The organism is Salmonella sp. NW177 (assembly GCF_051811585.1).
In the GTDB taxonomy this organism is placed as follows: Bacteria; Pseudomonadota; Gammaproteobacteria; order Enterobacterales; family Enterobacteriaceae; genus Salmonella; species Salmonella enterica.
Genome location: NZ_JAMMZV010000007.1, coordinates 76,030 through 100,504, shown reverse-complemented (window position 1 = coordinate 100,504; position 24,475 = coordinate 76,030). Strand labels below are relative to the sequence as shown.

Sequence of the window (24,475 nt, the reverse complement as noted above, 5' to 3'; positions counted from 1 at the left end):
GCGCAGTTGCGTCCCAACGCACTTGCAGGAAACAACAATGACTATTCCCCTCTGGTGGCAAAACGGCGTTATTTATCAGATCTACCCGAAAAGTTTTCAGGACACGACCGGCAGCGGCACCGGCGATTTACGCGGCGTCACGCAGCGCCTTGACTATCTACAGCGACTCGGCGTAGATGCCATCTGGCTCACGCCGTTTTATATCTCGCCACAGGTGGATAACGGTTATGACGTCGCAAATTATACGGCTATCGACCCGACCTACGGCACGCTGGATGATTTTGACGAGCTGGTCGCGCAGGCGAAAGCACGCGGTATTCGCATCATCCTGGATATGGTGTTTAACCATACTTCTACCCAGCACGCCTGGTTTCGCGAAGCGCTGAACAAAGAGAGCCCATACCGTCAGTTTTATATCTGGCGCGATGGCACGCCGGATGTCTGCCCGAATAACTGGCAATCCAAATTTGGCGGCAGCGCCTGGCGCTGGCATAGCCAGAGCGAACAATATTATTTACACCTTTTCGCGCCTGAACAGGCCGACCTGAACTGGGAAAACCCCGCCGTGCGCGCCGAGCTGAAAAAGGTCTGCGAATTCTGGGCCGATCGCGGCGTGGATGGCCTGCGTCTGGACGTGGTGAACCTGATCGCCAAAGATCAGGATTTTCCTGACGATCCGACGGGCGACGGACGCCGCTTTTATACCGACGGGCCGCGCGCGCATACGTTTTTACGCGAAATGAACCGTGACGTTTTTACACCGCGTAATCTGATGACGGTAGGCGAAATGTCCTCTACCACGCTGGAAAACTGCCAGCAATATGCCGCGCTTAGCGGCGACGAACTCTCGATGACCTTCAATTTTCATCATCTGAAGGTGGATTACCCCAATGGCGAAAAGTGGACGCTGGCAAAACCTGATTATGTGGCGCTGAAAGCGTTGTTCCGCCACTGGCAACAGGGAATGCATAACGTCGCCTGGAACGCGTTATTCTGGTGTAATCACGATCAGCCGCGCATCGTTTCCCGCTTTGGCGACGAGGGTGAATACCGGGTTCCAGCCGCGAAAATGTTGGCGATGGCGCTGCACGGTATGCAAGGGACGCCTTATATCTATCAGGGCGAAGAAATCGGCATGACCAACCCACACTTTACCCGCATCACCGATTATCGCGACGTGGAAAGCCATAACATGTTTGCCGCGCTACGCGCCGCCGGACGCGACCCCGACGAACTACTGGCTATTCTGGCCAGTAAATCCCGCGACAACAGCCGCACGCCGATGCAATGGGACAACGGTAAAAACGCCGGTTTCACCCAGGGCGAGCCGTGGATAAGCCTGTGCGATAACTATACGGAGGTTAACGTCGAGGCGGCATTACGCGATGAAAACTCGGTGTTTTACACCTATCAAAAGCTGATTGCGCTACGTAAAACCCAGCCTGTACTGATCTGGGGCGATTATCAGGATCTCCTCCCGGATAGCCCATCAGTATGGTGTTATCGCCGCCAGTGGCAGGGGCAAGCCCTGCTGGTTGTCGCCAATCTGAGCGACCAGTGCCAGGAGTGGCATCCGTCGCATATCAAAGGACAGTGGCAGGCGCTACTGCACAATTATGGCGAGGTCGCCAGCCAGCCAGCCGCGATGACGCTCCGCCCATTTGAAGCCATCTGGTGGTTACAACGCTAACGCGACGTCCTTATACGGATAAACGCCACAAACCTATTGACACGGGCTGTGGCGTTGCTCCAGGTTACTGACTGTTTTTGTTGAATAATTAATCAGATTTTTCTTGCTATCTTTTACAAACGCTACAGCGCCCGCCATCTGTACGCTCTGATTTTTACCTTGTTCTACATCAATAAAATTGCAAACATCCTTGATGCAAATCACTACATATAGACTTTAAAATGCACGCCGACCCAATATGTTGTATTAATTGACTACAATTGCTACAACACCTGTTCACTCGACACAAGGTGAATTGTGGATAACCTGGGTCAGGATTGCGGGAAGTCGTTGGAAAAGAGATGAATAAACCTGTTATGGCTTCCCCGGCCTCTGTGGATAACCTGTTCTTACAAATATGGAGTGATCATGACACCGCATGTGATGAAACGAGATGGCTGTAAAGTGCCATTCAAATCAGAGCGCATTAAGGAAGCCATTCTACGTGCAGCTAAAGCAGCGGGAGTCGATGACGCAGATTACTGTGCCACCGTCGCAGAAGTCGTTAGCAGCCAAATGAACGCACGCAGTCAGGTGGATATTAACGAGATCCAAACTGCGGTTGAAAACCAACTGATGTCCGGCCCGTACAAACAGCTTGCCCGCGCCTACATCGAATACCGTCACGATCGCGACATTCAGCGTGAAAAGCGTGGTCGTCTGAACCAGGAAATTCGCGGCCTGGTAGAGCAAACTAACTCCGCGTTGCTCAATGAAAACGCCAACAAAGACAGTAAAGTCATTCCCACCCAGCGCGATTTGCTGGCCGGGATTGTCGCCAAACACTATGCCCGCCAGCACCTGTTGCCGCGTGACGTAGTACAAGCGCATGAGCGCGGCGATATCCACTATCACGATCTCGACTATTCGCCGTTCTTCCCGATGTTCAACTGTATGTTGATCGACCTGAAAGGCATGTTGACCCAGGGCTTCAAGATGGGTAACGCCGAGATCGAACCGCCAAAATCTATCTCTACCGCCACTGCCGTTACCGCGCAGATTATCGCGCAGGTCGCCAGCCATATTTATGGCGGCACCACCATTAACCGTATCGACGAAGTGCTGGCGCCGTTTGTCACCGAAAGCTATAACAAGCACCGCAAAACCGCCGATGAGTGGCAGATCCCGGATGCCGAAGGGTATGCGCGTTCTCGCACCGAAAAAGAGTGCTACGACGCCTTCCAGTCGCTGGAATACGAAGTTAACACGCTGCACACCGCTAACGGCCAGACGCCTTTCGTGACCTTTGGTTTTGGCCTCGGCACCAGTTGGGAGTCGCGTCTGATCCAGGCGTCTATTTTGCGTAACCGTATCGCCGGTCTGGGTAAAAATCGCAAAACCGCCGTGTTCCCGAAACTGGTCTTCGCTATCCGCGACGGTTTGAACCACAAGTTTGGCGATCCGAACTACGACATTAAACAACTGGCGCTGGAGTGCGCGAGCAAGCGCATGTATCCGGACATCCTCAACTACGATCAGGTGGTCAAAGTCACCGGTTCGTTCAAAACGCCAATGGGCTGCCGCAGCTTCCTCGGCGTGTGGGAGAACGAAAACGGCGAGCAGATCCACGACGGGCGTAACAACCTGGGCGTGATTAGCCTTAACCTGCCGCGCATCGCGCTGGAAGCAAAAGGCGACGAAACCGCATTCTGGAAACTGCTGGATGAACGTCTGGCGCTGGCGCGGAAGGCGCTGATGACCCGTATCGCCCGCCTTGAAGGCGTGAAAGCCCGCGTCGCGCCTATCCTGTATATGGAAGGCGCCTGCGGCGTGCGGCTGAAAGCGGACGATGACGTGTCTGAAATCTTTAAAAATGGTCGTGCGTCCATCTCTCTGGGCTACATTGGTATCCATGAAACCATTAACGCGCTGTTCGGCGGCGAGCACCTGTACGACAGCGAGCAGCTTCGCGCTAAAGGCATCGCGATTGTGGAGCGTCTGCGCCAGGCCGTGGATCAGTGGAAAGACGAGACCGGCTACGGCTTTAGCCTGTACAGCACGCCAAGTGAAAACCTCTGTGACCGCTTCTGCCGTCTGGATACCGCCGAGTTCGGCGTGGTGCCGGGCGTAACCGATAAAGGTTACTACACCAACAGCTTCCACCTCGACGTGGAGAAGAAGGTTAACCCGTACGACAAAATCGATTTCGAAGCGCCGTATCCGCCGCTGGCGAACGGGGGTTTCATTTGCTACGGCGAATACCCGAACATTCAGCACAACCTGAAAGCGCTGGAAGATGTCTGGGATTACAGCTATCAGCATGTACCGTATTACGGCACCAACACGCCGATCGATGAATGCTACGAGTGCGGCTTTACCGGCGAGTTCGAATGTACCAGTAAAGGTTTTACCTGCCCAAAATGCGGCAACCACGACGCCGCACGCGTCTCGGTCACCCGCCGCGTGTGCGGTTATTTAGGCAGCCCGGACGCACGCCCGTTTAACGCCGGTAAGCAGGAAGAAGTGAAGCGCCGCGTGAAGCATTTAGGCAATGGGCAGATAGGTTAATCCTCCGTTTGCAATGCGTAAATGCCGGATGGCGGTGTAAACACCTTATCCGGCCTACAACCGCTGGCTATAGTTCCAATTTCATGAGTTTCCTCTAAGCAGTTGGTGTTGTAGCAAGGCGGCAAACGAACGAATCCCAGGGAGCTTACATAAGTAAGTGACCTGGGTAAGTAAGAGCGGCCAACGCCGCTACAGCGCCAAATGCAACGAGGAAACATGAACTTTCACCAATACTACCCCGTAGACATCGTTAACGGCCCCGGCACCCGCTGCACCCTGTTTGTGTCAGGGTGCGTGCATGAATGCCCTGGCTGCTACAACAAAAGCACCTGGCGGCTCAATTCCGGCCAGCCGTTTACCAAAGAGATGGAAGATAAGATCATTGCCGATCTGAACGACACGCGCATTCACCGTCAGGGGATCTCGCTGTCGGGCGGCGATCCGCTGCATCCGCAAAACGTACCGGATATCCTGGCACTGGTACAACGCATCCACGCGGAGTGCCCGGGGAAAGATATCTGGGTGTGGACTGGCTACAAGCTCGATGAACTCAGCGCCGCACAGATGCAGGTGGTCGATCTCATCAACGTGCTGGTCGATGGCAAATTTGTGCAGGATCTGAAAGACCCGGCGCTTATCTGGCGCGGTAGCAGCAACCAGGTAGTGCATCATTTGCGTTGATCGCTAAAGCCGTTTGTTTGCATCGTGATAGACGGCTGAATGTTCTCGCTTGCCGACCGCAACAACAAACACAATCACAACTTCATCCCGAACCTGGTACACCAGACGATAACCGGACGATTTAAGCTTAATTTTATAGCAGTCAGGAAGACCGTTTAAACGGGCAGAGTCGATTCTGGGGTTCAATAGCACATCAGCCAACTTTTTCTTAAGCTGAGCCTTCACCGTATCGCCCAGCTTATGCCACTCTTTTAAGGCCCTCGGGTCGAATTCCAGTTCATAAGTCATCCAGACTAACCTTGATTCCCTTTTGCGGACTAGACAGCCTCTCCCGAACTGTCTGAATCAATGCATCTTCACTGTCGCTAAGAGTGACGGTTTTCACTGGCATGCGCCCCGTTTCCGCGACGTACTGGAACAGTAATCGCACGGCTTCCGTTGGAGTAATGTTCAGTTTTTCCAGCACGGCATAAGCCTCATTTTTGAGTTTGTCATCCAGACGGACGTTCAGCGTGGCCATTATGCCTCCAGTAAAATCGAATGTGTAATGCAGCTTAGCATTACATTCGCATTACATCGAATTCTGGATAACGCCTCTCAAAAACGACTCACGCACTCCATCGCGACCGTTTTAAATTGCGTAAAATTCTGACATGCGCAGAGGCGCGTCATGGCGCGTTCGCGCAGGAAAGTGACGAAAATATCGTAGATGGCCATCGCCTCTTCATATTCACTTTTGCTGATGGCGAGTAAAAAAATAACGTGCGCCGTTTCGTCACCCCAGACAATCCCCTGCGGCGCGAGCACCGTATAAACCACCGTTTTCTTCGCCAGCAGCCCCAGCGCGTGCGGCAAGGCAATCCCGTCGCCTAATAACGTACTGACGATAGCTTCACGTTCAATAACCGAATCGAGAAACGCCGCATCAACAAAGCCTTCCTCGTGCAACTGATCGCACAGCGTTTTAAACAGCGTCTGTTGATCTATTTCCCCCTCCACGATGCGAAAATGCGAGGCATCGAAATATTTATCCAGCATCCACGGACGGGTTCTGTCCACCAGCACCAGCTTACCGATCTGCTCCAATTGATAGTCGGTAGGAAAGGGGGCGATCATGATAACCGGTTTATCTTTTTCGCCGATCCGCGCCGTGGAAATCACAAAATCCTCCACAATGCTGTCCCGCGCCTCATAGTCGCGTAGCGTCAGAGTGCGGGCAATCTCAATCTGCGGGTATTTCCGCGCCAGTACCGCTTCAATCATCCGTACCATCGCATTACCAGCATCGCACACCAGCAGTACCTGCGGCTGCCGCTGGTAGCCAATGTTGTAACTACGTTCCAGCCCAACACCAATATGCAGCACCAGAAAACCGATTTCGTTTTCGCTAATGGTATACGGCGTGTATTTTCCCCAACTCGATATCGCCGCCAACGTCATATCCCATGCCATCGGATAGTGCTGCTTAATATTTTCCAGTAGTGGGTTGGGGATCATGATCTGGTAGCGCACGCGGGTGATCATCGTTTTGATGTGAGTCAGCAAGTCCGCGTGGAGCTGTTTATCATTCAACAGGTTATAGTTGTACTGGGTATTAATAAAATTGAGGATATAGTGCACCAGCGCCTCTTCATCATCGGCATTAATGGCGCTGGGGGCAATTTCCTGTACCTGGCGGGCGGCAATATGCACCTTCAGCCAGCTTACTTCCGGCTCCGACAGCGGCTTGTCGGCCAGCTGTTGTAGTAGCTCCGCAATCTCATGCGCCGCATGGCGCACTTTTTCATCGACCTCCTCTGCCACGCATTCCGATAAAGGATACCCCTCGCGAATACGCCGTACCGCCACCGCGCAGTATAAACGCAGAAACAGTTCGCTCTCATCGGTCAGGCGGATTTGACAATGAGAGAAAATATCCGGCAAAAGAGACTGCAGCCGTTGAGACACCTCGGTGTTCAGCGTGGTACTAACAATTAACGGATGGGAGGGCTCCTGCTGCGCCAGCGTCCATAAAAGGTCGGTCAGACAGGCGCGAATCGCCATCTCTCCGCCAAACAATTTCATGCCATGACGCGGACGCGTTTCCAGCGTCAGATGATAACGCTGCAAATGCTCGCGCACGTCCGCCATGTCGTTCTGCAGCGTCGCACGGCTGACAAACCATTCATCTGCCAAATCCTCCAGCTTCAGCGAGAAGGCGGAGGTTAAAAAACGCGCCAGCAAATAGTGTATCCGCTCCTGGCTGGTGCGCGGACCGCGCGCCAGGGCGGGAGATTGCTGCGTTTGCAGGGATTGATAACGTGCCGGATCATCAATTTTGAGCTGATACCCGTTGCCGCGGCTGAGAGTAAATTGCGCGCCATGCGGCGTCAGCAACATGTTCAGCGCGGCGATATCCGCCCGAACGGTACGCGTGGAGACCGACAACCGCTGCGCCAGTTCGTCCTGCGGCAGCGTCTCGTTTTGCAGCATCGCAAATAGCTGCGCTAAACGTTGGTTGGGGAATCGCACGTCTCTCTCCTCATGATTAGCCGACACGCGACCGGACGATAGCGAGTAACTGACGCACATCGTCCGCACGGGTGTTGCCGCTCACCTTATCAATAATCGAACTATAAATGTGAGGAATGATTTTGCTTACACCTGCATCAAGGGCGATGTGCAGAATCTCGGCGAAGTTTTCCAGATCGATACCGCCCGTCGGTTCCAGCCAGAAATCATGGCGGGCGCAGGCGTCAGCCACCGCTTTATACTCGTCGCGACAGGTGAGCCCTCCCATCGGAAAGTATTTAACGGAGCTGCCGCCCATGTCTTTGAGTAGCGCAATCGCCGTTTCTATGGGTACGATGCCGTCCGGCGCGCGGCTGCTTAGCGGGCCAGTGGAAATTTTCACCAGCCCCGGCGTGCCGGTCGGCGAGACAAGACCGTTCACCACCGTCTCGTTTTGCCCCAGCAGCGCCCGGCTGGCCCCTACGCCGGTAAACACCTGGTTGACATGCTGCGGCTGTACCTGACGCGAGATTTCGCTCACCATCGCCGACTGGTTAGGATCGCCTGCCCCCAGTCCGACGGAGAGCGCATTGTCGATAAGCGCCGCATATTCACGCATATCCGCGACTGCGCTTGCCACATCCGGATAGTTTTTGGAGAGCACGCCAACCAGCACATGACCTTCCGCCGCCGCGTAGATCTCCCGGGCGTTATCTTTCGAACCGGCCAGTACGTTCAGGCAAACGCGATCGCGGTAAAAGTTAGGGGTCAGTTTCATGCTTTTTTCTCCTGATTAATCACCTCACTAATACGACGCGCCACAATCGCTAACTGCGCGCGATCGACGCTGCGGACATCCGCTTCAATAATCCCTTCGTTGGCTTTGTATCCGCGAAAATAAATCGCATAGTCGCCCTGTTTGAGCGCCTCCACCAGATCGCCTGTGGCGATGCCGGTAACGGCTTCATCAAACTTAATTTCCGTGCGCGCGATGTCGCGTCCGGCGCTGTCCCACACCACACGGGCGCTGACGCCGTTAAACGTGTTCAACGTGTCGATAAAGGGCGCCATTTTTTCTACCATCTCCGCGCCGCTCTCTTTTTGCGCGCGCAGGTACAATTCAATGGCACAGGTCAGGCCAACAATTCCCTCCTTGCCCACCTTCATCGCCCGGCCAATGCCCGCTGACTGACGTTTTACCCACTCAACATACTGCGTTTTGCCAATCACCAGCCCGCTGGTCGGCCCTTCAATCGCTTTCGCGCCGCTATAGATAACGAGATCTGCGCCCATGCGGTAGTAGCACTGCAAATCTTCTTCCGCCGCCGCGTCTACAATCAGCGGGAGATTATGCGTGCGCGCCACCACCGCAGCCTGCTCCACGCTGAGCATACTTTTCTGTACGCAGTGGTGAGATTTGATATAGAGAATAGCCGCCGTGCGCGGTGTAATGGCCGCCGCCAACTGCGCGGCGGAACATTCGTTGGCGTAACCGGCTTCCACCAGTTTGCCGCCGCCCAGCGCCACCATCGTTCCCACCGGCGCGCCAAAGTTGACGTTGTGGCCCTTTGGCAGGACGATTTCGTTATTTTCAATCGGTGTAACGTGCAGGTTTTCCAGCAGCCAGTCGCTGTCCTGAACCAGTACCGCGGCAACCGACTGGGCAAGGCCCGCACTGGCGCAGGAGACTACCGTCGCCCCTTCCACCTCCAGCAATTTCGCAATGTACTCGCCGGTTTTATTCACCAGATCTTTCATCTCGAAATACTGATTCATTCCGGCCATCGCCGCGTCTATCACTTCCGGGCGCGGCGTAGAGACGCCGAGCGCCGTCATACGTCCGGAGGCGTTAATCACCTGTTTTAATTGATACTTCTCAAAAATCGAAGGCATGTTCCGCGCTCCCTTGTTCGGTCATATAGCCCTTGCCTGCGCGTATCGCGGCAAGCGGCGTCAGCAATTCTTCAGCCTGTAAGCTGTCGTGTTCCGCGTCTACCAACACGGTGGGCTGGCGTTTAAGCGTAAAGAGGGTCAGGTCGGCATCCAGACCAGGCTGAAGACGACCTTTGGTTTTCAGATTCAGGCTATCGGCGGCATTGGCCGTCACGCACGCAATGACCTGCGGCAGCGACATGCCGATGGCGAGGAATTTCGACATCACATTAGCCAGCGAATGCACCGGGCCATTAATGCGGTTACGGCAGTAGATATCGGAACTGATGGTATGCGGTAAAATCCCCAGGCTAATAGCGCGTTTCGCCACTGCAAAGCTCAGGCTGGCGGTACCATGTCCGACGTCCAGACGCACGCCGCGCGCCAGCGCTCGTGTCACCGAGGCGCGCAGCTCGCCTTCCGGCGTCAGAATACGGTTCGGCTTACCGTTGTAACAGTGGGTAATGATATCGCCCGCCGTCAGACGCTCCGCGATTTCGTCCAGATCCGGCGGGTTATTTCCAATATGTACCATCAGCGGCAGGTTGCCGTTTTCTTGCTGCATGGCTTTAGCGCGTTCCAGCGGCGTGATGCCGTTAACGCCTACTACGCTGCTGCTCATCCGCGCCTTGAGGCCGACGATAAAATCCGGATGGCGTTTTACCGCCTGCCGGACCGCATCGGCGTCAATATTGGCCATGTTAGCCAGCTCGTTTTGGGCAATAAGCCCGACGCGTGAAACATTCAACAGCGCATAAACCTCGGTGGCCGCATCACGGGTCAGGGTGTAAAAATCATCAATGTCGTCTGCGCCAGTGCTACCGGCATCCACCACTGTGGTAACGCCAGTGGCAATACCCACGCTGTCCGGTTCGTCATGGTAAATCGGCGATGTCGGGTAGCAGTGAACGTGAGAATCAATCCAACCCGCACTAACGTAACACTCGCCGCGCAGGTCAATGGTTTTCAGCGCCGGACCATCAACGTCACCCAACGCCGCGATTTTGCCATCTTGCAGGGCAATATTAGTCAGCGTGTCATCGACCAGACGCGCATGGCGCAGGAGTAAATCAAACATCGCTCTCTCCTTTGCCGGATGGCGGCGCAACCGCCTTATCCGGCCTACAAATCAACAGTTAGCTAATCGCAATCGGGAAGATGGAACCGAGGATCATCGCGCCTAAAATCGCGCCGCCGGTAATCGGCTTCTGCCAGATATAAAACAGCAGCGCGCCCACCAGAGAGCCCAGACCAATGGGAATCGATGCCGTCATGGCGCTGAGGATAATCAACGGCCCCAGAAAACGGCCTGAAGTGTTACCGGCCCCCATCATGACGTCCGCCCCGTACGTGGAGTCGCTCTGATTGATGGTGAACTTACGCGCCAGAATAATGATGTAGCCAATCGCCAGGCCAATCACCAGACCGGTTATCAGCGAAGCGATAAAGTTCGCCACCGGGAAGACAAAGCCGGCTCCCAGCAGTAACGCCGGAACCCCTAAGCCCACGCCGGTCTGAATTGCCCCGCCGATATCCAGAATTCCGACCAGCGAACCTTCGATAATGCGGGCAAATAAAAAGCTGGCGCCGAAAGCGGCGACCGCGCCGTAGACGCCGGTATCCATCCCCGCTTTCAACATCGCCACAAAAGCGACTTCGTTAAATGCGCCGATACCGTACAGATAGTACATATGCGTCCCGGCGAAAACGCCGGAGGAGAGCAGGCCAACAAAGATCGGGAACGACCAGTCGGCATACCAAAAACCTTTATTCTCTTCCATTGTGGCCTCCGTTATTTGCCGCTGAGCGAGTTGTGGATCAGTTCAAGCCAGTTCGGTACCGTCATGTTGAAAGACTCGATCATTTTCATGTCGAAGCCGCGGAAGAAGCCGCTCAACACAAACAGCAAAACGATGGCGACCATCATCACTTTGGTGACATGGTTCCAGCCGCTCTCTTCTACGCCTTTACCGATCAAAATACCCAGCACCAGCCCCGGTACGGCGTTCCCCATGATGAGCTGCGCCGCGCCGCCGAAAACGGTGGCCCAGAAGCCCGATTTTTTACCAGCGTCGATCGCCGCTAACCAGAAGATCACAGGCATGACGATGTTGACCAGCAGGTTTGCCGCCGGTACCAGCACCTTAACCGCCGTCACCTGTAGCGCCTCTGGCACGGATGAGGCGGTCAGGTTAAGGAACGTTACGACAATCATGCCGATGACGGCGCAGGCGATCGCCATTTTTTTCGGATCGTGCAGCGTCTCGCCGACGTTACGGTTTTTGATCATTAGCGCCGCCGCGCCCCAGTTAGGGATGATGCGGTGATCGACATCCTGGGTGAACGATCCGGCCGCCACAGACGACGCCCAGGCGTTAAAGAAGAAACCCAGCCCAAAGGAGAAGTGAGATGCCGGGTCGCCTTCACAAGAGTTGAGTTCGCCCAACGTACGGAACGCGCCCATCCCCTGCGTGGTTGGCGCGTGAAACATGCGTGCAGCCCCAGCGCCCACCCCTACGCCGACCAGCGCGCCGATAATGAGCGATTTAATTAGTATTATCAGGAACATAACTATGCCTTTTTAATAAAAATCAGCGTTTCGCGACGAAATCCACCCTGTCGAGATTGATGGCGGTCACGTTGACGGTCACATCCAGCTCCACGCTGTAAGTGCGTCGTTCCCGGCGCAAAAAGAAAAACAGAAAGGCCTCTTTACGCACCGACTCATGCGCCTGAACAATCCGCACATCCTGTGGCTCAATACGCAGTAAGATATACGGCGACTCTCTCATCACCGCCGACTGAACATGGTTCAGCGCATCGGCAAAGGCGCGTGCTTTGGCGTCGCCCTTGCCTTTTACTCTCACCGTGGTGGTGAATTGCTCTTTCATCATCAGGCGCCGTATTTCTTTTGCCACGCCTGCACCAGGCGCTCGCCGAGCTCTTCTTTATCCATAAAGCCGAAACCCAACACGTTGCAGCCTTCATTGATAGCGGTGACGCCTTCATCCACTGACCGCATTCCATATTTGGCTTTGTAGCCATGCTTGTTTTGCGCGGTGATAGCGCCCGCGCCGCCGCTGCCGCAAAATGAAATGCCGAAGGTGGCGTTTTCCGCTTTCATCACATCGCCCAGCTTCATGTCTGCCGCGACGCCCGGTACGACGACCGCGCGACCGCCCGCTTTTTCCACGCCTGCCGCCACTTTCTGGCCTTTACCCAGGCGATCGCCAATCACGACGGTAATCTGTTCCATTTTTTGCTCCTTAGAGGTTGTCTTTCGCGACTTCAAAATGTACCGATAATAGCCAGGCTTCTTCGTCAGGAAGGTTGCCAAACGCCGCCACGATTTCGCGGGCGAGCGCCATTGATTCGGCTGAGATTTCATCAAACAAGCTGGCATCGACTTCCGGTAAAGGCTCGCCGGTAATTGACCGGTGCGCCATCGCGCGAACGTGCGAGGTCAGCATTTGCGTCTGTACCGCATTGGGGACAATGTGATGCCGCCCCAGCAGGCCATCCACCTGCGTTAACACCTGTTCAGCCAGTTCGTTAATTCGCTCACCGGCATCGTGTTTTACTGCTCCGTTATCCACGCGTCTCACCCCGTTAATGGCAATGAGATAAAACTAGCGGCAAGGGTTAAAAGTTTGTAGCGAGTTATTTTCCACCTCGAAGTGGAAACGCGAGTGGGATAGGTGATCTGCGCCACAGAAAAGGCGGCATTAATGAATTATCGCCGGGAAAGTGTGAGATCTATCGCGGCATAAAGAGGAAATGGCGAAACAATGACGTTGTCGTATAAAGTGAGAAAGTGTGATGGGTATTACAGTTTGCCGGATGGCGACCTGCGGATAAAGCGAAGCCGCCATCCCACAAAAATTAACGATACTTCTTATGATACGTATTGCGGGTGGTTTTTAGCGCTTCCGCCGCCGCTTTCGCTTCTTTAACGTTACCTTCGCTCGCCAGCTTCAGCGCGCCATCAATTTGGCCGACCAGAATGTCAAAACCGTGACGAAAATCCTTCATTTCCGGGCTATCCGGCGCTTTATCTTCCAGCTTTGGCGGCGTAGCTTTTTGAGCATCCAGCGCGGCCGCGCGCATTTTGGTTAATGCCGCTTTCAGTTCAGGGGCACTATCCGTTTTCTCAACAACTTTCAGGTTATCATTGAGAATATCCATATTATCTTCAAGATCGGCAGCAAAAACAGCCGAACCGAATACCAGCGATGACACAGCAAGAATAGCTAACAGGCTTTTACGCATTGCTCACTTCCTTTTTTATTATTAACGATAAGTGTAATACCCTGAATAATTCGGGTCGCAGGCAGCCAACGCGCCTGCAGCCTGAAGTATGACGGGTATTATTGTCCGGCGATTTTCATCTCCGGTAACAATACCGAACCGCACTGTATATTACTGCGCGTTTCAATATCATCACCTACGGTGACAATATTACGCCACATCTCTTTTAAATTACCGGCAATGGTAATTTCACTTACCGGGTACTGGATTTCACCATTTTCAACCCAGAATCCCGCAGCGCCGCGGGAGTAGTCGCCGGTAATACCGCTGACGCCCTGGCCCATCAGTTCCGTCACCACCAGGCCGGTGCCCATCTCTTTTAGCAACTGCTCAAAGTTCAGCCCCTGCCCGGCGATACGCCAGTTATGAATGCCGCCGGCATGACCGGTACTTTTCAGCCCCAGTTTGCGGGCGGAATAGTTGGTCAGCAACCATTGCGTCAGTACACCATCCTTCACAATGTCCCGGCGCTCCGTACGCACGCCTTCGCTGTCGAACGGTGAAGACGCCAGCCCTTTTAGCAGATGCGGGTGTTCTTCGATGGTTAACCATTCCGGCAGAATTTGTTTGCCCAGCGAGTCGAGCAGAAAAGTGGATTTACGGTATACCGCGCCGCCGGCAATCGCCCCGACCAGATGACCAAATAGCCCTGTCGCCACTTCATTGGCGAAAATGACCGGCGCTTTCATGGTGGAGAGCTTGCGCGGCGACAGGCGGGATAAGGTGCGGCGCGCGCACTCGGCCCCGACCCATTCCGGCGCTTGCAGATCCGCCATTGCCCGACCGATGGTGTAAGCGTAATCACGCTCCATATCGCCGTTCTCTTCGGCGATGACGCAGCTTGAGAGCGAATGGCGCGTGGAGCAATATCCCTGCAACATGCCGTGGCTGTTGCCGAACACTTTAATGCCGTAATGGCTGTTAAAGCTCCCGCCTTCGGTATTGGTGATGCGTTTATCCGCCTTTAGAGAAGCCTGTTCCGCACGCGCGGCCAGTTCAATGGCTTCGTCTGGCGTAACCTCTGCCGGGTGGAACAAGTCCAGATCCGGCGCGTCAAACGCCAGCAGTTCTTTGTCCGCCACGCCTGCGCACGGGTCCGGCGACGTGTAACGCGCGATATCCAGCGCGGCCTGCACGGTACGGGCAATCGCCTGCGGACTTAAATCCGTCGAAGAGGCGCTGCCTTTGCGGTTCTGGTGATACACCGTAATGCCCAGCGCGCCGTCGCTATTAAATTCGACATTCTCTACTTCACCATAACGGGTGCTGACGCTAATGCCGGTGGTCTTGCTGACGGCGACTTCCGCCCCATCCGATTTGCCTGAGGCTAACTCCAGCGCTGTCGAAACTGCTTCTTCCAGAATCTTACGCTGCGCTTCAACTTGTGAGATTACTTTCATTGCAAATGCCATAATGTAGAGAGAGTTTCTCTGAAGTCTAACAGAGAACCGTTTTTCAGTGCGCATCTTAACTGGTAACATTAGCCTCTTTTTTTAAGGAGCCTGACATGACAAAGCAGCCCGAAGACTGGCTCGACGACGTTCCCGGTGATGACATCGAAGACGAAGACGATGAAATTATCTGGGTCAGTAAAAGTGAAATTAAACGCGATGCCGAGGAATTAAAACGCCTGGGCGCGGAACTGGTGGATCTGGGGAAAAACGCGCTGGATAAGATCCCGCTGGACGCCGATCTGCGCGACGCCATTGAACTGGCCCAGCGAATCAAAATGGAAGGACGCCGCCGCCAGTTGCAGCTTATCGGAAAAATGCTGCGCCAACGCGACGTTGAACCTATTCGCCAGGCGCTGGACAAGCTGAAAAACCGCCATAATCAGCAGGTGGTGCTGTTTCACAAGCTTGAGCATCTGCGCGATCGTCTGATCGTCGAAGGCGATGACGCGGTAGCCGAAGTACTGGCCCTGTGGCCGCACGCCGATCGTCAACAGCTTCGTTCATTGATCCGCAATGCGAAGAAAGAGAAAGAAGGCAACAAACCGCCGAAATCAGCGCGTCAGATTTTCCAGTATCTGCGCGAGCTGGCGGAAAACGAAGGGTAATTGCCGCAAATGACCGCGCCAGCCTGTGGCGCGGTACAGGCAAATCCACCCGTTTTTAACGTCCGAGTAGCTCCCGCTCGATCCGCTCGCGCGTTTCCACCGCCTGAACACTCATTTTTTCAGGATAACCAAACAGCGACGTGGTGATAATTGCCTCACCGCCCACCTTAAACGTGCGGTTTGCAAAATCCATTTCACGCAGCGCCTGGAATAGCGCGTCAAAATCGACCTCACCTTCTCCCAGCCCGATGTGCTGATGAATCGTCGCATTCACGCCAGGCGGGTTCATGATATAGCGGCAGGGAAGCGTGTGGTTGTGCGTATCGGCCAGCAGAACATGCGAAAGATCGGCCCCGGCATAGTTCAGCATCCTTGCGACGTCGCCCTGCCCTTTATCGTAAAAGAAGCCATGCGGTGCGCTGTACAGATAGGTCACGTTATCACTACGCAAAGACTGCACCATGTCGACCGTCTCATCGTTCAGTTCGCAGAAATCCCAGGGGTGAGACTGAATTTCGATTCGAATTCCCTCTCGTTCCACGATCGGCAGCAGTTCCTCCATGGAGCGATACCACATCTCTTCACAAATCTCCGGCTCATCCGGCGTCCCGGAAAGCTCGGTATTAATCACCTGTACGCCCATATCAACGGCAATCTCAATCATCCGCTTCCAGTTGGTTACCGCGGCGTGCCGACGCTCTTCATCGGGGCCGGACCAACGATAAACCACAATAAATGACGAGATTTCCACACCGTAGTTCTGCAAGGCGCGTTTATATTCCTGCATGGTATCGCGACCAGCTTTAGGGTGTTTATAAAACGGATTAATACGCGGGTGCGGCGACTGCTCAATATATTTATACCCCCACTCGGAAACCTGCCGTACCATTTGGGTAATGGGTAAATGTTTAATAACATCGACATCAAAAGCAATTTTCATTGTAAATACCACGCTGCGGAAACTGAAAACGGTCACCTGGAAATTAGCTGTATCATTGCAACAGCAATGACACGCTGCGATTAATTTGTTCCTCTATTTCCGCCTCACTCCAGGAAGCCAACTGGGAAGAAAAAGGTTCAAAAGCGTAAATACCGCGATATCCCATATTTTCCAGACGCTGCACCTGCTGGTAATTCTGCATTACATCCTTTTCACTCAGCATAATACGCTGCTCATCAGCCAATGCTTCCGTTGGTCGTGTGTCTTCCACACCGGACAAATGCACCAACCCGATAGCAGAAATATCAATGCGCGACGCAAACTCCTTTTCGGCCTCTTCGTACAGATGATGATGGAAGGTATCCAGCAAAACCTTAAAGGGGGAACCTGCTTCCCGGATCAGTTGCTGAGCCCAGACGGCAGAACGCAGCGAACTTACGCGGAATCCCAAAGGTTCAACCAGCCCCTGAATATCATACCGGGCAAAGAGATCGCTCAGTCGTTTTATTGCCTCAACCGTAACCTCCGGCGGCACAATCGTTCCATCATTCAGCGGACAAAGAACTAATGCCCGCGCGCCGACTCCCTGCGCGTCTCGTAATAATCCTTCCGTTTTTTTTACTACCTCCTCGGTCAGTTGGTTGAAGGGATAGACCGCATTAATTGTGACAATTTCAAGTCCATACTTTTCTGCCAGGTTACGCACCTGATTATAATTCAAGTCATCAGTAACGCTGCCGCTTGGCATATCATTACGCAATTCCACTTTATTAAACTCAAGACGTTTAACCAGTCGAAAGAATTCTTCTATGCTTAGACCCGGTGCAATTTTCCGGTTAATACAAAACCGTGTTTTTTCGATATTCATTATTTTCTCCCTGAACGTATATGAGTGGGTAAATAACCGTAATCCGTTAGTACAATTTAACGTAGGGTGAAAAAACCGGCTTTATCAATCTTGATAAAAACCGGTTTAATTTAGTGATGAACATCACAGGCTATAAGGGATTTTTGAAGAATATTTGAAGCTATTTCTCGCCAGGCACTTTAAGAAACTGCACCAGGATGCCGCTGAATAAATAGAGCCCCGCCATAGTATACATCACCACGCCGGTGCCGAACCCTGCCAGAACAGAGACCAGCGCTGGCCCAACAAAATTTCCCAGGCCGGAGCCAAAGTTCACGGCCGAGTTCGCCGCCCCCTTCTTATCCGGCGCCATCATCGGCACCAGCGGCGTCATTGGCACAAAGCCAGCCAGCCCGGCTCCCCACAAACACATCGCCAGCATAAAGGCGACATAGTTATGCCCCCATATCATCGGCACCCAGTAAACAATCAGCGTAGCGACACCGGTCAGGATGCTGCCAAAAATCTGGATGGTTCGGCGAAAACCAATTTTATCGCCCATCCAGCCAAAGATAATGTTGAAGACCTGGTTAGAGATAAAGGTAATCCCCCAAATACTCGCCCATTCCTCAAGCGTAAAGTGCTTATCCAGCAGAAACAGAGGTAATACGACAACAAAACCATAGGTGCCAAGACCGTTAATAGTTTTGACAATCACCGCCAGACCGATCCGTGGCCGTTCATACATAATGGAGATACCCGCAGATAACTCTTTGAAGACCGGCGTCGTTCGCGGTTTCAGAATGAATTCATTGCGTTCCAGCACCAGCATGAAGAGAACCCCCAGCAGCGCAACGCCCATCCCGGCCCACATCACGTTGATATGCCCCAACGCAGGAATTAACGACGCCGCCACCACCGGCCCAATGATGGTAAAACCAAGGTTATAGACCACCCAAAATAGCGAGGTGCCGATCCCTTGCTGGTGATTATCCAACTGGATGGTCAGGCGTACCAGGAAGGAGTAACAGACCAGCGGATACCCCACGCCACGCAGCATATAGGTCACGAGAATGGCACCAAAATCATGGCTGGGTAGCGCAAAGTTCAGAAACGCGACGGAAGCCAGAAGATAGACGATAAAACCGGTAACCATCACCTTTTTAGGACCAAAAACGTCCACACAGACGCCGGATAGCCAGGAGGTGATCGCGACCACAATCCCATATCCGGCAAAAATCTGCCCGATATGCGCTTGATCAAATCCCTGCGTATTTAACCAGGCAGATAACCAGCTGTTCTCAATACAGCCGCCCAACATAAATAAAAATGTTCCCAGGTAGCTCCAGATAAACTTACCTGGTTTTATATAAAATGTCTGGGGCAGCGTTGCCTGCATTTCTTTCATTTTATTACCCTCGGTATAGAAAAGCTCTCACACTTTTCAGTGCGAGAGTTTATTCATTATTAACAGATGCAGTTAAAGATAAATATCGCTTGTTATTTTCACCGGCAGCCCGCTTTTTAATGATTGCTGCGCGGCAATAGCGATACGCTGGGCCAATAATGCGTCTTCGCCGGTACAGACAACCGGCGTATGATGCAGGACTGAATCAATAAAGTGTAATATTTCCGTTCGGTAAGCTTCGCGATAACGAACCGTGAAATCAGGAAGGGGATTTTTCATTATGCAGTGCTGGCTGTTGAAAACTTTCACCGTCGATTCACTAACGTTATCCGCATACGCCATCCCTTCTGAGCCAAAAACCTCCACCCGTTGGTCATAGCCATATACCGCCCGACGGCTGTTATCAATGAGCGCGTAGCCGCCGTTTCTGAAAGTCAGCATCACCGCAAGCGTATCAACATCATCAATATTTTTCAGGCTGGGATCAATCAGCGTATTGCCCTTAACATAGACTTCGCTGACTTCATCCTGCATCATAAAACGAGCCATATCAAAGTCATGCATGGTGAAGTCAAAAATCAGACCGCCAATACGTTTGATCAGATCATGGGGTAGCAGGTCCGGATCGCGGGAGGTGATTTTTATCATCTGGGGCCGACCAATCTTGCCGCTGCGCACCAGCTCAAAGACCTCGTGAAACTGAGGATCAAAACGGCGATTAAAGGCAACCTGCAGCGTCACCCCCTTCTCTTTCACTTTTCTCAGCACCGCCATTGAGGCCTGCTCATCTTCATTCATGCTGAGCGGTTTTTCACAAAAAATGTGCTTCCCCGCCTGCGCTGCCGCCGTGACGATCTCTTCGTGCATATCCGTTGAGGTGAAAATAAAAACTGCCTCTATATCATCACGCTGTAAAAGTTCCTGATAATTTTTATACCCTGAAGTTATATTTACCGAATAAAGCCAATCGCTCATCTCCTCAATAAAATAATCGGCGGCGCAGATAATATCTAATTGAGGCAGTAAATACATATTCTCAACATGCATTTTACCTACCCGACCGAGGCCAATAACACCACATCGAAGCTTTTTCATTCGTACCTCTTAATCTCATGAATAGTAAATTTAAAACCGCAAAAGAAAAGCATCCGTAATTCTGCGAAAAACGGATCGTTTTATTTTGCCGTTCTGAAAAGCAAACAATGCGTTGACGCTGTATCGTTCAGGTTGCAGAACAATAACCACACCTCTGCAACCTGAACGACGGCAAATTAATCAGTACTGCCGGGCCTGTCCGATATGTTCCTCAAGCATACGCGCTACCGCCTGGATACGTTCGCTACGGGATACCTGCGCCCCACCAACGCGCCACCAGCTCAGGTACTTATGCACCATCGTTTTGGGAAGCACTTTTATGTCTATCAGCGTGCTCACGGTCTGTTTACGAGCATCTTCCAACGCTTCATGCAGTTGTTCAATGGTGGTGACGCGATAGCTTTTACAGCCATATCCTTCAGCGATGCGAGCAAAATCGACTGGGATAAATCCGCCTTCCTGACGACCGCTCTCCTGCTGATGGAAACGAAACTCGGTGAAGTAACTGTCCATACCGTGTTCCATTTGCAGATTATTGATACAGCCGTTGGTCATGTTATCGAGCAAAATGACGGTAATCTTTTTCCCCATCTGGACGGAAGTGACCAACTCAGAGTGCAGCATCATGAACGAACCGTCGCCCACGAAGCTGTACACCTCGCGTTCCGGCTGCGCCAGCTTGGCCCCCAATGCGGCATTGACTTCGTAGCCCATACAGGAGTAGCCGTACTCGACGTGGTAATCATTCTCGCCGCGGCTTTGCCAGACACGCTGGAGGTCGCCCGGCAGGCTGCCCGCCGCCGCCACCACCAGCGCGTTTTCCGGCAACATCCGGTTAAGCACGCCCAACACGCGCGTCTGGGTCAGCCACGACCGCGTAATCTCATTAAACTCTTCAAACACCTTTTGAGTATCCATATGATCCTCAATTTCAGGTTTGAAGCCCTCTCCGCTATATTCCACAGCATAGACGCGCTCAACTTCCGCCATATATTGCGAGCGGACGCGGTGAATAGTCTCACCCCATTGCGAAGCATAATGCTCCTGGGCCAACCGTTCGCTAAGCTGCGTCAGGGCGACGCGAGCGTCACCCTGCATCTGTACGCCATCCAGCTTGAAGACATCAAAGCGGCTAACGTTGATATTTAAGTAGCGCACGTCGGGATTCTGGAAGATCCACTTTGAGGAGGTGGTGAAATCGGTATAGCGCGTCCCCACACCGATAATCAGATCGGCTTCCTGTGCCAGCAGATTCGCCGCCAGTGAACCGGTTTCGCCAATCCCGCCGACGTTCAGCGGATGTGCAGAACTGAGCGCTCCCTTGCCAGCCTGGGTTTCAGCAATCGGCAGATGACAGCGTTCGGCAAATCTCAGCAGCGCCTCTTCAGCCTGCGAGTACTTCACGCCCCCGCCGCAAACGATCAGCGGCCGCTGGTGGCGGCGAATCAGCGCAACCGCCTCGTTCAGCATCGGCTCCGTCGGCGCGTGACGCTCAAGACGATAGACCCGGCGAGCGAAAAAATAATCCGGATAATCCCAGGCTTCACCCTGCACATCCTGTGGCAGGCAAAGCGTCACGGCCCCCGTATCCGCCGGATCGGTTAACACCCGCATCGCGCTGATACAGGCGCTCATTAGCTGTTCCGGACGCGTAATGCGATCCCAGTAGCGGCTAACTGCACGGAAAGCGTCATTGGTGCTCAGCGTCAGATCGTGTTCTTGTTCAACCTGTTGCAAAACCGGGTCGGGTTGACGAGATGCGTACACATCGCCCGGCAGCAAAAGCAGTGGAATACGGTTAGCCGTCGCGGTCGCCGCTGCGGTGATCATATTGGCGGCCCCTGGCCCCACTGAGGAGGTGCAGGCATAAATCTGATGGCGACGCATCTGGCGGGCAAATCCCGTCGCGATATGCGCCATTCCCTGTTCGTTACGCCCTTGATGAACGCTAAGTTGGCCACAGTCCTCTTCCAGCGCTTGCCCCAATCCGACGACGTTCCCGTGGCCAAAAATGGCGAAAATCCCTTTTACAAATTTGATTTCGCTGCCGTCTACGTCGATGTACTGATTATCAAGAAAGCGCACCAAAGCCTGCGCCATGGTCAACCTGATTGTTTTCATGTACCCCACCTGCTTTTATCAACCGTTCGGCTGTCGTTGCCTGCTTATGCATCGCTTCAGCCCCAAAAACACAGAGACTTATCATAGGATCAAAATTTCCGTTCTCACAATTATATGGAATTTATATTTCATTTATGGGAAGGAGATCAAAAAACGGTTAAAAAATTTCGCCATTTAGGCGTATTTTTCATGAAAATGAAATTTATCTTCCATGTGCTTTTAAAAGAAATAACACATTAATAATCAATAAATTAAAACAAAAAACACAACAAAAAACGATCATACGCGTTGCCCGGAAATGCCATTTCTGTGATCTTGTTCAAACAATAAATGAAAACATTATTTCCATTTTTATTGAAAATGAAATCACCAAACCTTAGTATGGGCAAAAATAACACCGTCTTCTGTTAGGGGATATGTCAATGAATAAAGCAGTCAGTAGTGAGCAAAAGCCGCTGGACGTTATCTGTCTGGGACGAGTCGCCGTTGATTTGTATGGTCAACAAATCGGGTCGCGGCTGGAGGATATGACGACTTTCGCTAAATATTTAGGGGGATCGTCAGGCAATGTTGCCTACGGCACGGCCATTCAGGGATTACGTTCCGCTATGCTGGCCCGCGTCGGCGATGAGCATATGGGACGTTTCGTTCGTGAAGAATTAAACCGCGTTGGTGTGGATACGCAGTGCCTGCTGTCGGATCGCGATCGTCTGACCGCGCTGGTGATCCTCGGCATTAAAGATCAGGACACCTTTCCTCTGATCTTCTACCGCGATAACTGCGCGGACATGGCGCTAACACCTGAGGATATCCGCGAAGATTACATCGCTTCTTCACGCGCATTAGCCGTCACCGGCACTCATCTTTCTCACCCCAATACACGCGCCGCCGTTCTTAAAGCGCTGGAGTATGCGCAAAAACACGGGCTGCGGCGGGCGCTGGATATCGACTACCGCCCCGTACTGTGGGGTCTGACGTCGCTAGGAGACGGTGAAACACGTTTCATCGCCTCATCACAGGTTACCGAACAGCTCCAGCAGGTATTGCGCCATTTCGATCTGATCGTTGGGACCGAAGAAGAATTCCATATCGCCGGCGGCAGTACCGACACGCTGACCGCCCTGCGGCGCGTCCGTCAGTTGACCCAGGCCGTACTGGTGTGCAAACGCGGCGCGCTGGGCTGCTCAGTCTTTGAAGGCAACATCGCCGATGACTGGTCGCAGGTGAAGATACATAGCGGCGTTCGCGTAGACGTTCTGAACGTTCTGGGCGCGGGCGATGCCTTTATGTCAGGACTGCTGCGGGGATACCTGAACGATGAAAGCTGGGAGCAAGCCTGCCGTTATGCAAACGCCTGCGGCGCGTTAGTGGTATCGCGCCACGGTTGTGCCCCCGCCATGCCAACCAAAAAAGAGCTGGACGACTACCTCGCGCGTGAACAATCCATCACCCGGCCAGACAAAGACCCGCGGCTGAATCACCTTCATCGGGTCACAACCCGTAAACAGCACTGGCCGGAGCTGTGCGTATTCGCCTTTGACCATCGCAAGCAACTGGTGGATATCGCAAATGAAGTCGGCGCCAGTGAATCCGCGATCCCCCCCCTGAAGATACTACTGCTGGAAGGGGCGCGTCAGGCGGCGCTTGAGGCCGGTTTACAGAATAATAGCGGCATCCTTGCCGATACCACCTTTGGTCAGCAGGCGCTTAACGACGTGACCGGCCAGGGATGGTGGATTGGCCGACCAGTTGAGATGCCCGGTTCGTATCCGCTGAAGCTGGAACATGGCGATATTGGCTCTCAGCTTGTCAGCTGGCCGCAAGAGCACGTCGTGAAATGTCTGGTCTTCTATCATCCGCTCGATGCAGAGTCGGTACGTCTTGAACAAGAGGCGCTCATTGACGAGGTTTACCGCGCCTGCTGCCAGTCTGGTCATGATCTGCTGCTGGAAGTCATCTTGCCGCGCGATGCGGCAGACCAAAATGAGCAATACTATCCTCAGATTGTGGAACGTTTTTATCAACTGGGGATCCTGCCGGACTGGTGGAAACTGCCGCCGTTAAGCCCAGATCGTTGGCGAGAAATCAGCCAGCATATTGAGCATTATGACCCTGAATGTCGCGGTATATTGATACTTGGCCTGGACGCACCGGAAAGCGAGTTGAAGTCAGGATTCGCCGCAGCAGCGGATATGCCCTGGGTGAAAGGTTTCGCCGTCGGCCGGACCATCTTTGGCGAACCGTCACGCCAGTGGTTAGGCGGCCAGCTTAACGATGAACAGCTCATCGCAACGGTGAAACAAAAATATCGCATGCTTATCGACTACTGGCGCGAATACCGCCCGGCACGTTAATGC

Annotated in this window: 23 protein-coding genes; 5 read left to right on the top strand and 18 right to left on the bottom strand. The window is 53.2% G+C overall.

The window, feature by feature from the left end:
* The first annotated feature begins 37 nt into the window (after positions 1–37).
* From treC to nrdG, 3 genes are all read left to right on the top strand, one after another.
* Positions 38–1,690, top strand: a complete 1,653-nt coding sequence (treC, locus tag NA986_RS18815) for an alpha,alpha-phosphotrehalase (RefSeq protein ID WP_070793923.1) — start codon at positions 38–40, stop codon at positions 1,688–1,690.
* Positions 1,691–2,098: 408 nt separating this feature from the next.
* Positions 2,099–4,237, top strand: a complete 2,139-nt coding sequence (gene nrdD / locus NA986_RS18810; protein WP_000187818.1) for an anaerobic ribonucleoside-triphosphate reductase — start codon at positions 2,099–2,101, stop codon at positions 4,235–4,237.
* 216 nt (positions 4,238–4,453) lie between these two features.
* Complete coding sequence (gene nrdG, locus NA986_RS18805) at positions 4,454–4,918, top strand: anaerobic ribonucleoside-triphosphate reductase-activating protein (protein WP_001009175.1); 465 nt, start codon at positions 4,454–4,456, stop codon at positions 4,916–4,918.
* Positions 4,919–4,921: 3 nt separating this feature from the next.
* Here nrdG and NA986_RS18800 read toward each other — a convergent pair whose 3' ends face one another.
* The 13 genes from NA986_RS18800 to pmbA form a co-directional block, all read right to left on the bottom strand.
* Positions 4,922–5,206, bottom strand: a complete 285-nt coding sequence (locus NA986_RS18800; RefSeq protein ID WP_000220581.1) for a type II toxin-antitoxin system RelE family toxin — start codon at positions 5,204–5,206, stop codon at positions 4,922–4,924.
* Entirely contained in the window at positions 5,196–5,438 is a 243-nt protein-coding gene (locus tag NA986_RS18795; protein WP_000212724.1) for a type II toxin-antitoxin system RelB/DinJ family antitoxin, read from the bottom strand. Before NA986_RS18795 ends, NA986_RS18800 begins: the two co-directional genes overlap by 11 nt.
* Before the next feature lie 77 nt (positions 5,439–5,515).
* Entirely contained in the window at positions 5,516–7,429 is a 1,914-nt protein-coding gene (locus NA986_RS18790) for a BglG family transcription antiterminator (RefSeq protein WP_023216476.1), read from the bottom strand.
* Between the two features lie 16 nt (positions 7,430–7,445).
* Positions 7,446–8,186: a 2-dehydro-3-deoxy-phosphogluconate aldolase gene (dagF, locus tag NA986_RS18785; RefSeq protein ID WP_000779254.1), complete on the bottom strand. Its 741-nt coding sequence runs from the start codon at positions 8,184–8,186 to the stop codon at positions 7,446–7,448.
* Positions 8,183–9,301 (bottom strand): DgaE family pyridoxal phosphate-dependent ammonia lyase, encoded by a 1,119-nt coding sequence (locus tag NA986_RS18780; protein ID WP_023216475.1) that lies wholly within the window; start codon positions 9,299–9,301, stop codon positions 8,183–8,185. The genes dagF and NA986_RS18780 overlap by 4 nt, the downstream gene beginning before the upstream one ends.
* On the bottom strand, positions 9,285–10,418 hold the full coding sequence (locus NA986_RS18775; RefSeq protein ID WP_023216474.1) for an amidohydrolase/deacetylase family metallohydrolase: 1,134 nt from the start codon (positions 10,416–10,418) through the stop codon (positions 9,285–9,287). Before NA986_RS18775 ends, NA986_RS18780 begins: the two co-directional genes overlap by 17 nt.
* Before the next feature lie 58 nt (positions 10,419–10,476).
* Entirely contained in the window at positions 10,477–11,121 is a 645-nt protein-coding gene (locus tag NA986_RS18770; protein ID WP_000392127.1) for a DUF4310 family protein, read from the bottom strand.
* An 11-nt stretch (positions 11,122–11,132) separates the two neighbouring features.
* Positions 11,133–11,909 (bottom strand): DUF4311 domain-containing protein, encoded by a 777-nt coding sequence (locus NA986_RS18765; RefSeq protein WP_000478578.1) that lies wholly within the window; start codon positions 11,907–11,909, stop codon positions 11,133–11,135.
* A gap of 22 nt (positions 11,910–11,931) precedes the next feature.
* A complete protein-coding gene (locus NA986_RS18760; RefSeq protein ID WP_000975187.1) occupies positions 11,932–12,234 on the bottom strand; it encodes a DUF4312 family protein in 303 nt (100 codons plus the stop codon).
* Positions 12,234–12,596 (bottom strand): SFCGS family glycine-rich protein, encoded by a 363-nt coding sequence (locus NA986_RS18755; RefSeq protein WP_000435389.1) that lies wholly within the window; start codon positions 12,594–12,596, stop codon positions 12,234–12,236. Before NA986_RS18755 ends, NA986_RS18760 begins: the two co-directional genes overlap by 1 nt.
* 10 nt (positions 12,597–12,606) lie before the next feature.
* Complete coding sequence (locus NA986_RS18750) at positions 12,607–12,945, bottom strand: glycine dehydrogenase (RefSeq protein WP_001255103.1); 339 nt, start codon at positions 12,943–12,945, stop codon at positions 12,607–12,609.
* A gap of 277 nt (positions 12,946–13,222) precedes the next feature.
* The gene (cybC, locus tag NA986_RS18745; protein ID WP_023216473.1) at positions 13,223–13,609 is read right to left on the bottom strand and encodes a cytochrome b562; all 387 of its coding nucleotides are present in this window, start codon (positions 13,607–13,609) and stop codon (positions 13,223–13,225) included.
* 98 nt (positions 13,610–13,707) lie between these two features.
* Positions 13,708–15,060: a metalloprotease PmbA gene (gene pmbA, locus NA986_RS18740; RefSeq protein ID WP_000852994.1), complete on the bottom strand. Its 1,353-nt coding sequence runs from the start codon at positions 15,058–15,060 to the stop codon at positions 13,708–13,710.
* Between the two features lie 95 nt (positions 15,061–15,155).
* Between pmbA and yjgA the strand changes: the two genes are divergently transcribed.
* On the top strand, positions 15,156–15,707 hold the full coding sequence (gene yjgA / locus NA986_RS18735; RefSeq protein WP_017441193.1) for a ribosome biogenesis factor YjgA: 552 nt from the start codon (positions 15,156–15,158) through the stop codon (positions 15,705–15,707).
* A 55-nt stretch (positions 15,708–15,762) separates the two neighbouring features.
* On the opposite strand, the gene iolH is transcribed toward yjgA, so the two are convergent.
* The 5 genes from iolH to iolD all read right to left on the bottom strand — a co-directional run bounded on the left by iolH (position 15,763) and on the right by iolD (position 22,118).
* Positions 15,763–16,647 (bottom strand): sugar phosphate isomerase/epimerase IolH, encoded by an 885-nt coding sequence (iolH, locus tag NA986_RS18730; protein ID WP_023216472.1) that lies wholly within the window; start codon positions 16,645–16,647, stop codon positions 15,763–15,765.
* A gap of 52 nt (positions 16,648–16,699) precedes the next feature.
* Positions 16,700–17,515 (bottom strand): 2-keto-myo-inositol isomerase IolI2, encoded by an 816-nt coding sequence (gene iolI2, locus NA986_RS18725; protein ID WP_070793924.1) that lies wholly within the window; start codon positions 17,513–17,515, stop codon positions 16,700–16,702.
* 160 nt (positions 17,516–17,675) lie between these two features.
* Positions 17,676–18,902 carry an MFS transporter gene (locus tag NA986_RS18720; protein WP_000661780.1) on the bottom strand — a complete coding sequence of 409 codons (1,227 nt, stop codon included), beginning with the start codon at positions 18,900–18,902 and terminating at the stop codon, positions 17,676–17,678.
* Positions 18,903–18,974: 72 nt separating this feature from the next.
* On the bottom strand, positions 18,975–19,997 hold the full coding sequence (gene iolG2, locus NA986_RS18715; RefSeq protein WP_000736098.1) for a D-chiro-inositol-2-dehydrogenase IolG2: 1,023 nt from the start codon (positions 19,995–19,997) through the stop codon (positions 18,975–18,977).
* A gap of 180 nt (positions 19,998–20,177) precedes the next feature.
* Entirely contained in the window at positions 20,178–22,118 is a 1,941-nt protein-coding gene (gene iolD / locus NA986_RS18710) for a 3D-(3,5/4)-trihydroxycyclohexane-1,2-dione acylhydrolase (decyclizing) (RefSeq protein ID WP_000849477.1), read from the bottom strand.
* 416 nt (positions 22,119–22,534) lie between these two features.
* Here iolD and NA986_RS18705 point away from each other — a divergent pair, with 416 nt between their 5' ends.
* Positions 22,535–24,472, top strand: coding sequence for a bifunctional 5-dehydro-2-deoxygluconokinase/5-dehydro-2-deoxyphosphogluconate aldolase (locus NA986_RS18705; protein ID WP_077908640.1), 1,938 nt, complete (start codon positions 22,535–22,537; stop codon positions 24,470–24,472).
* The last annotated feature ends 3 nt before the right edge of the window (positions 24,473–24,475 follow it).

Bases quoted from the DNA above. Each gene is read 5' to 3' on its own strand.
- treC (WP_070793923.1), top strand. From the start codon at position 38: ATGACTATTCCCCTCTGGTGGCAAAACGGCGTTATTTATCAGATCTAC.
- nrdD (WP_000187818.1), top strand. From the start codon at position 2,099: ATGACACCGCATGTGATGAAACGAGATGGCTGTAAAGTGCCATTCAAA.
- nrdG (WP_001009175.1), top strand. From the start codon at position 4,454: ATGAACTTTCACCAATACTACCCCGTAGACATCGTTAACGGCCCCGGC.
- NA986_RS18800 (WP_000220581.1), bottom strand. From the start codon at position 5,206: ATGACTTATGAACTGGAATTCGACCCGAGGGCCTTAAAAGAGTGGCAT.
- NA986_RS18795 (WP_000212724.1), bottom strand. From the start codon at position 5,438: ATGGCCACGCTGAACGTCCGTCTGGATGACAAACTCAAAAATGAGGCT.
- dagF (WP_000779254.1), bottom strand. From the start codon at position 8,186: ATGAAACTGACCCCTAACTTTTACCGCGATCGCGTTTGCCTGAACGTA.
- NA986_RS18780 (WP_023216475.1), bottom strand. From the start codon at position 9,301: ATGCCTTCGATTTTTGAGAAGTATCAATTAAAACAGGTGATTAACGCC.
- NA986_RS18775 (WP_023216474.1), bottom strand. From the start codon at position 10,418: ATGTTTGATTTACTCCTGCGCCATGCGCGTCTGGTCGATGACACGCTG.
- NA986_RS18770 (WP_000392127.1), bottom strand. From the start codon at position 11,121: ATGGAAGAGAATAAAGGTTTTTGGTATGCCGACTGGTCGTTCCCGATC.
- NA986_RS18765 (WP_000478578.1), bottom strand. From the start codon at position 11,909: ATGTTCCTGATAATACTAATTAAATCGCTCATTATCGGCGCGCTGGTC.
- NA986_RS18760 (WP_000975187.1), bottom strand. From the start codon at position 12,234: ATGATGAAAGAGCAATTCACCACCACGGTGAGAGTAAAAGGCAAGGGC.
- NA986_RS18755 (WP_000435389.1), bottom strand. From the start codon at position 12,596: ATGGAACAGATTACCGTCGTGATTGGCGATCGCCTGGGTAAAGGCCAG.
- cybC (WP_023216473.1), bottom strand. From the start codon at position 13,609: ATGCGTAAAAGCCTGTTAGCTATTCTTGCTGTGTCATCGCTGGTATTC.
- pmbA (WP_000852994.1), bottom strand. From the start codon at position 15,060: ATGGCATTTGCAATGAAAGTAATCTCACAAGTTGAAGCGCAGCGTAAG.
- yjgA (WP_017441193.1), top strand. From the start codon at position 15,156: ATGACAAAGCAGCCCGAAGACTGGCTCGACGACGTTCCCGGTGATGAC.
- iolH (WP_023216472.1), bottom strand. From the start codon at position 16,647: ATGAAAATTGCTTTTGATGTCGATGTTATTAAACATTTACCCATTACC.
- iolI2 (WP_070793924.1), bottom strand. From the start codon at position 17,515: ATGAATATCGAAAAAACACGGTTTTGTATTAACCGGAAAATTGCACCG.
- NA986_RS18720 (WP_000661780.1), bottom strand. From the start codon at position 18,902: ATGAAAGAAATGCAGGCAACGCTGCCCCAGACATTTTATATAAAACCA.
- iolG2 (WP_000736098.1), bottom strand. From the start codon at position 19,997: ATGAAAAAGCTTCGATGTGGTGTTATTGGCCTCGGTCGGGTAGGTAAA.
- iolD (WP_000849477.1), bottom strand. From the start codon at position 22,118: ATGAAAACAATCAGGTTGACCATGGCGCAGGCTTTGGTGCGCTTTCTT.
- NA986_RS18705 (WP_077908640.1), top strand. From the start codon at position 22,535: ATGTCAATGAATAAAGCAGTCAGTAGTGAGCAAAAGCCGCTGGACGTT.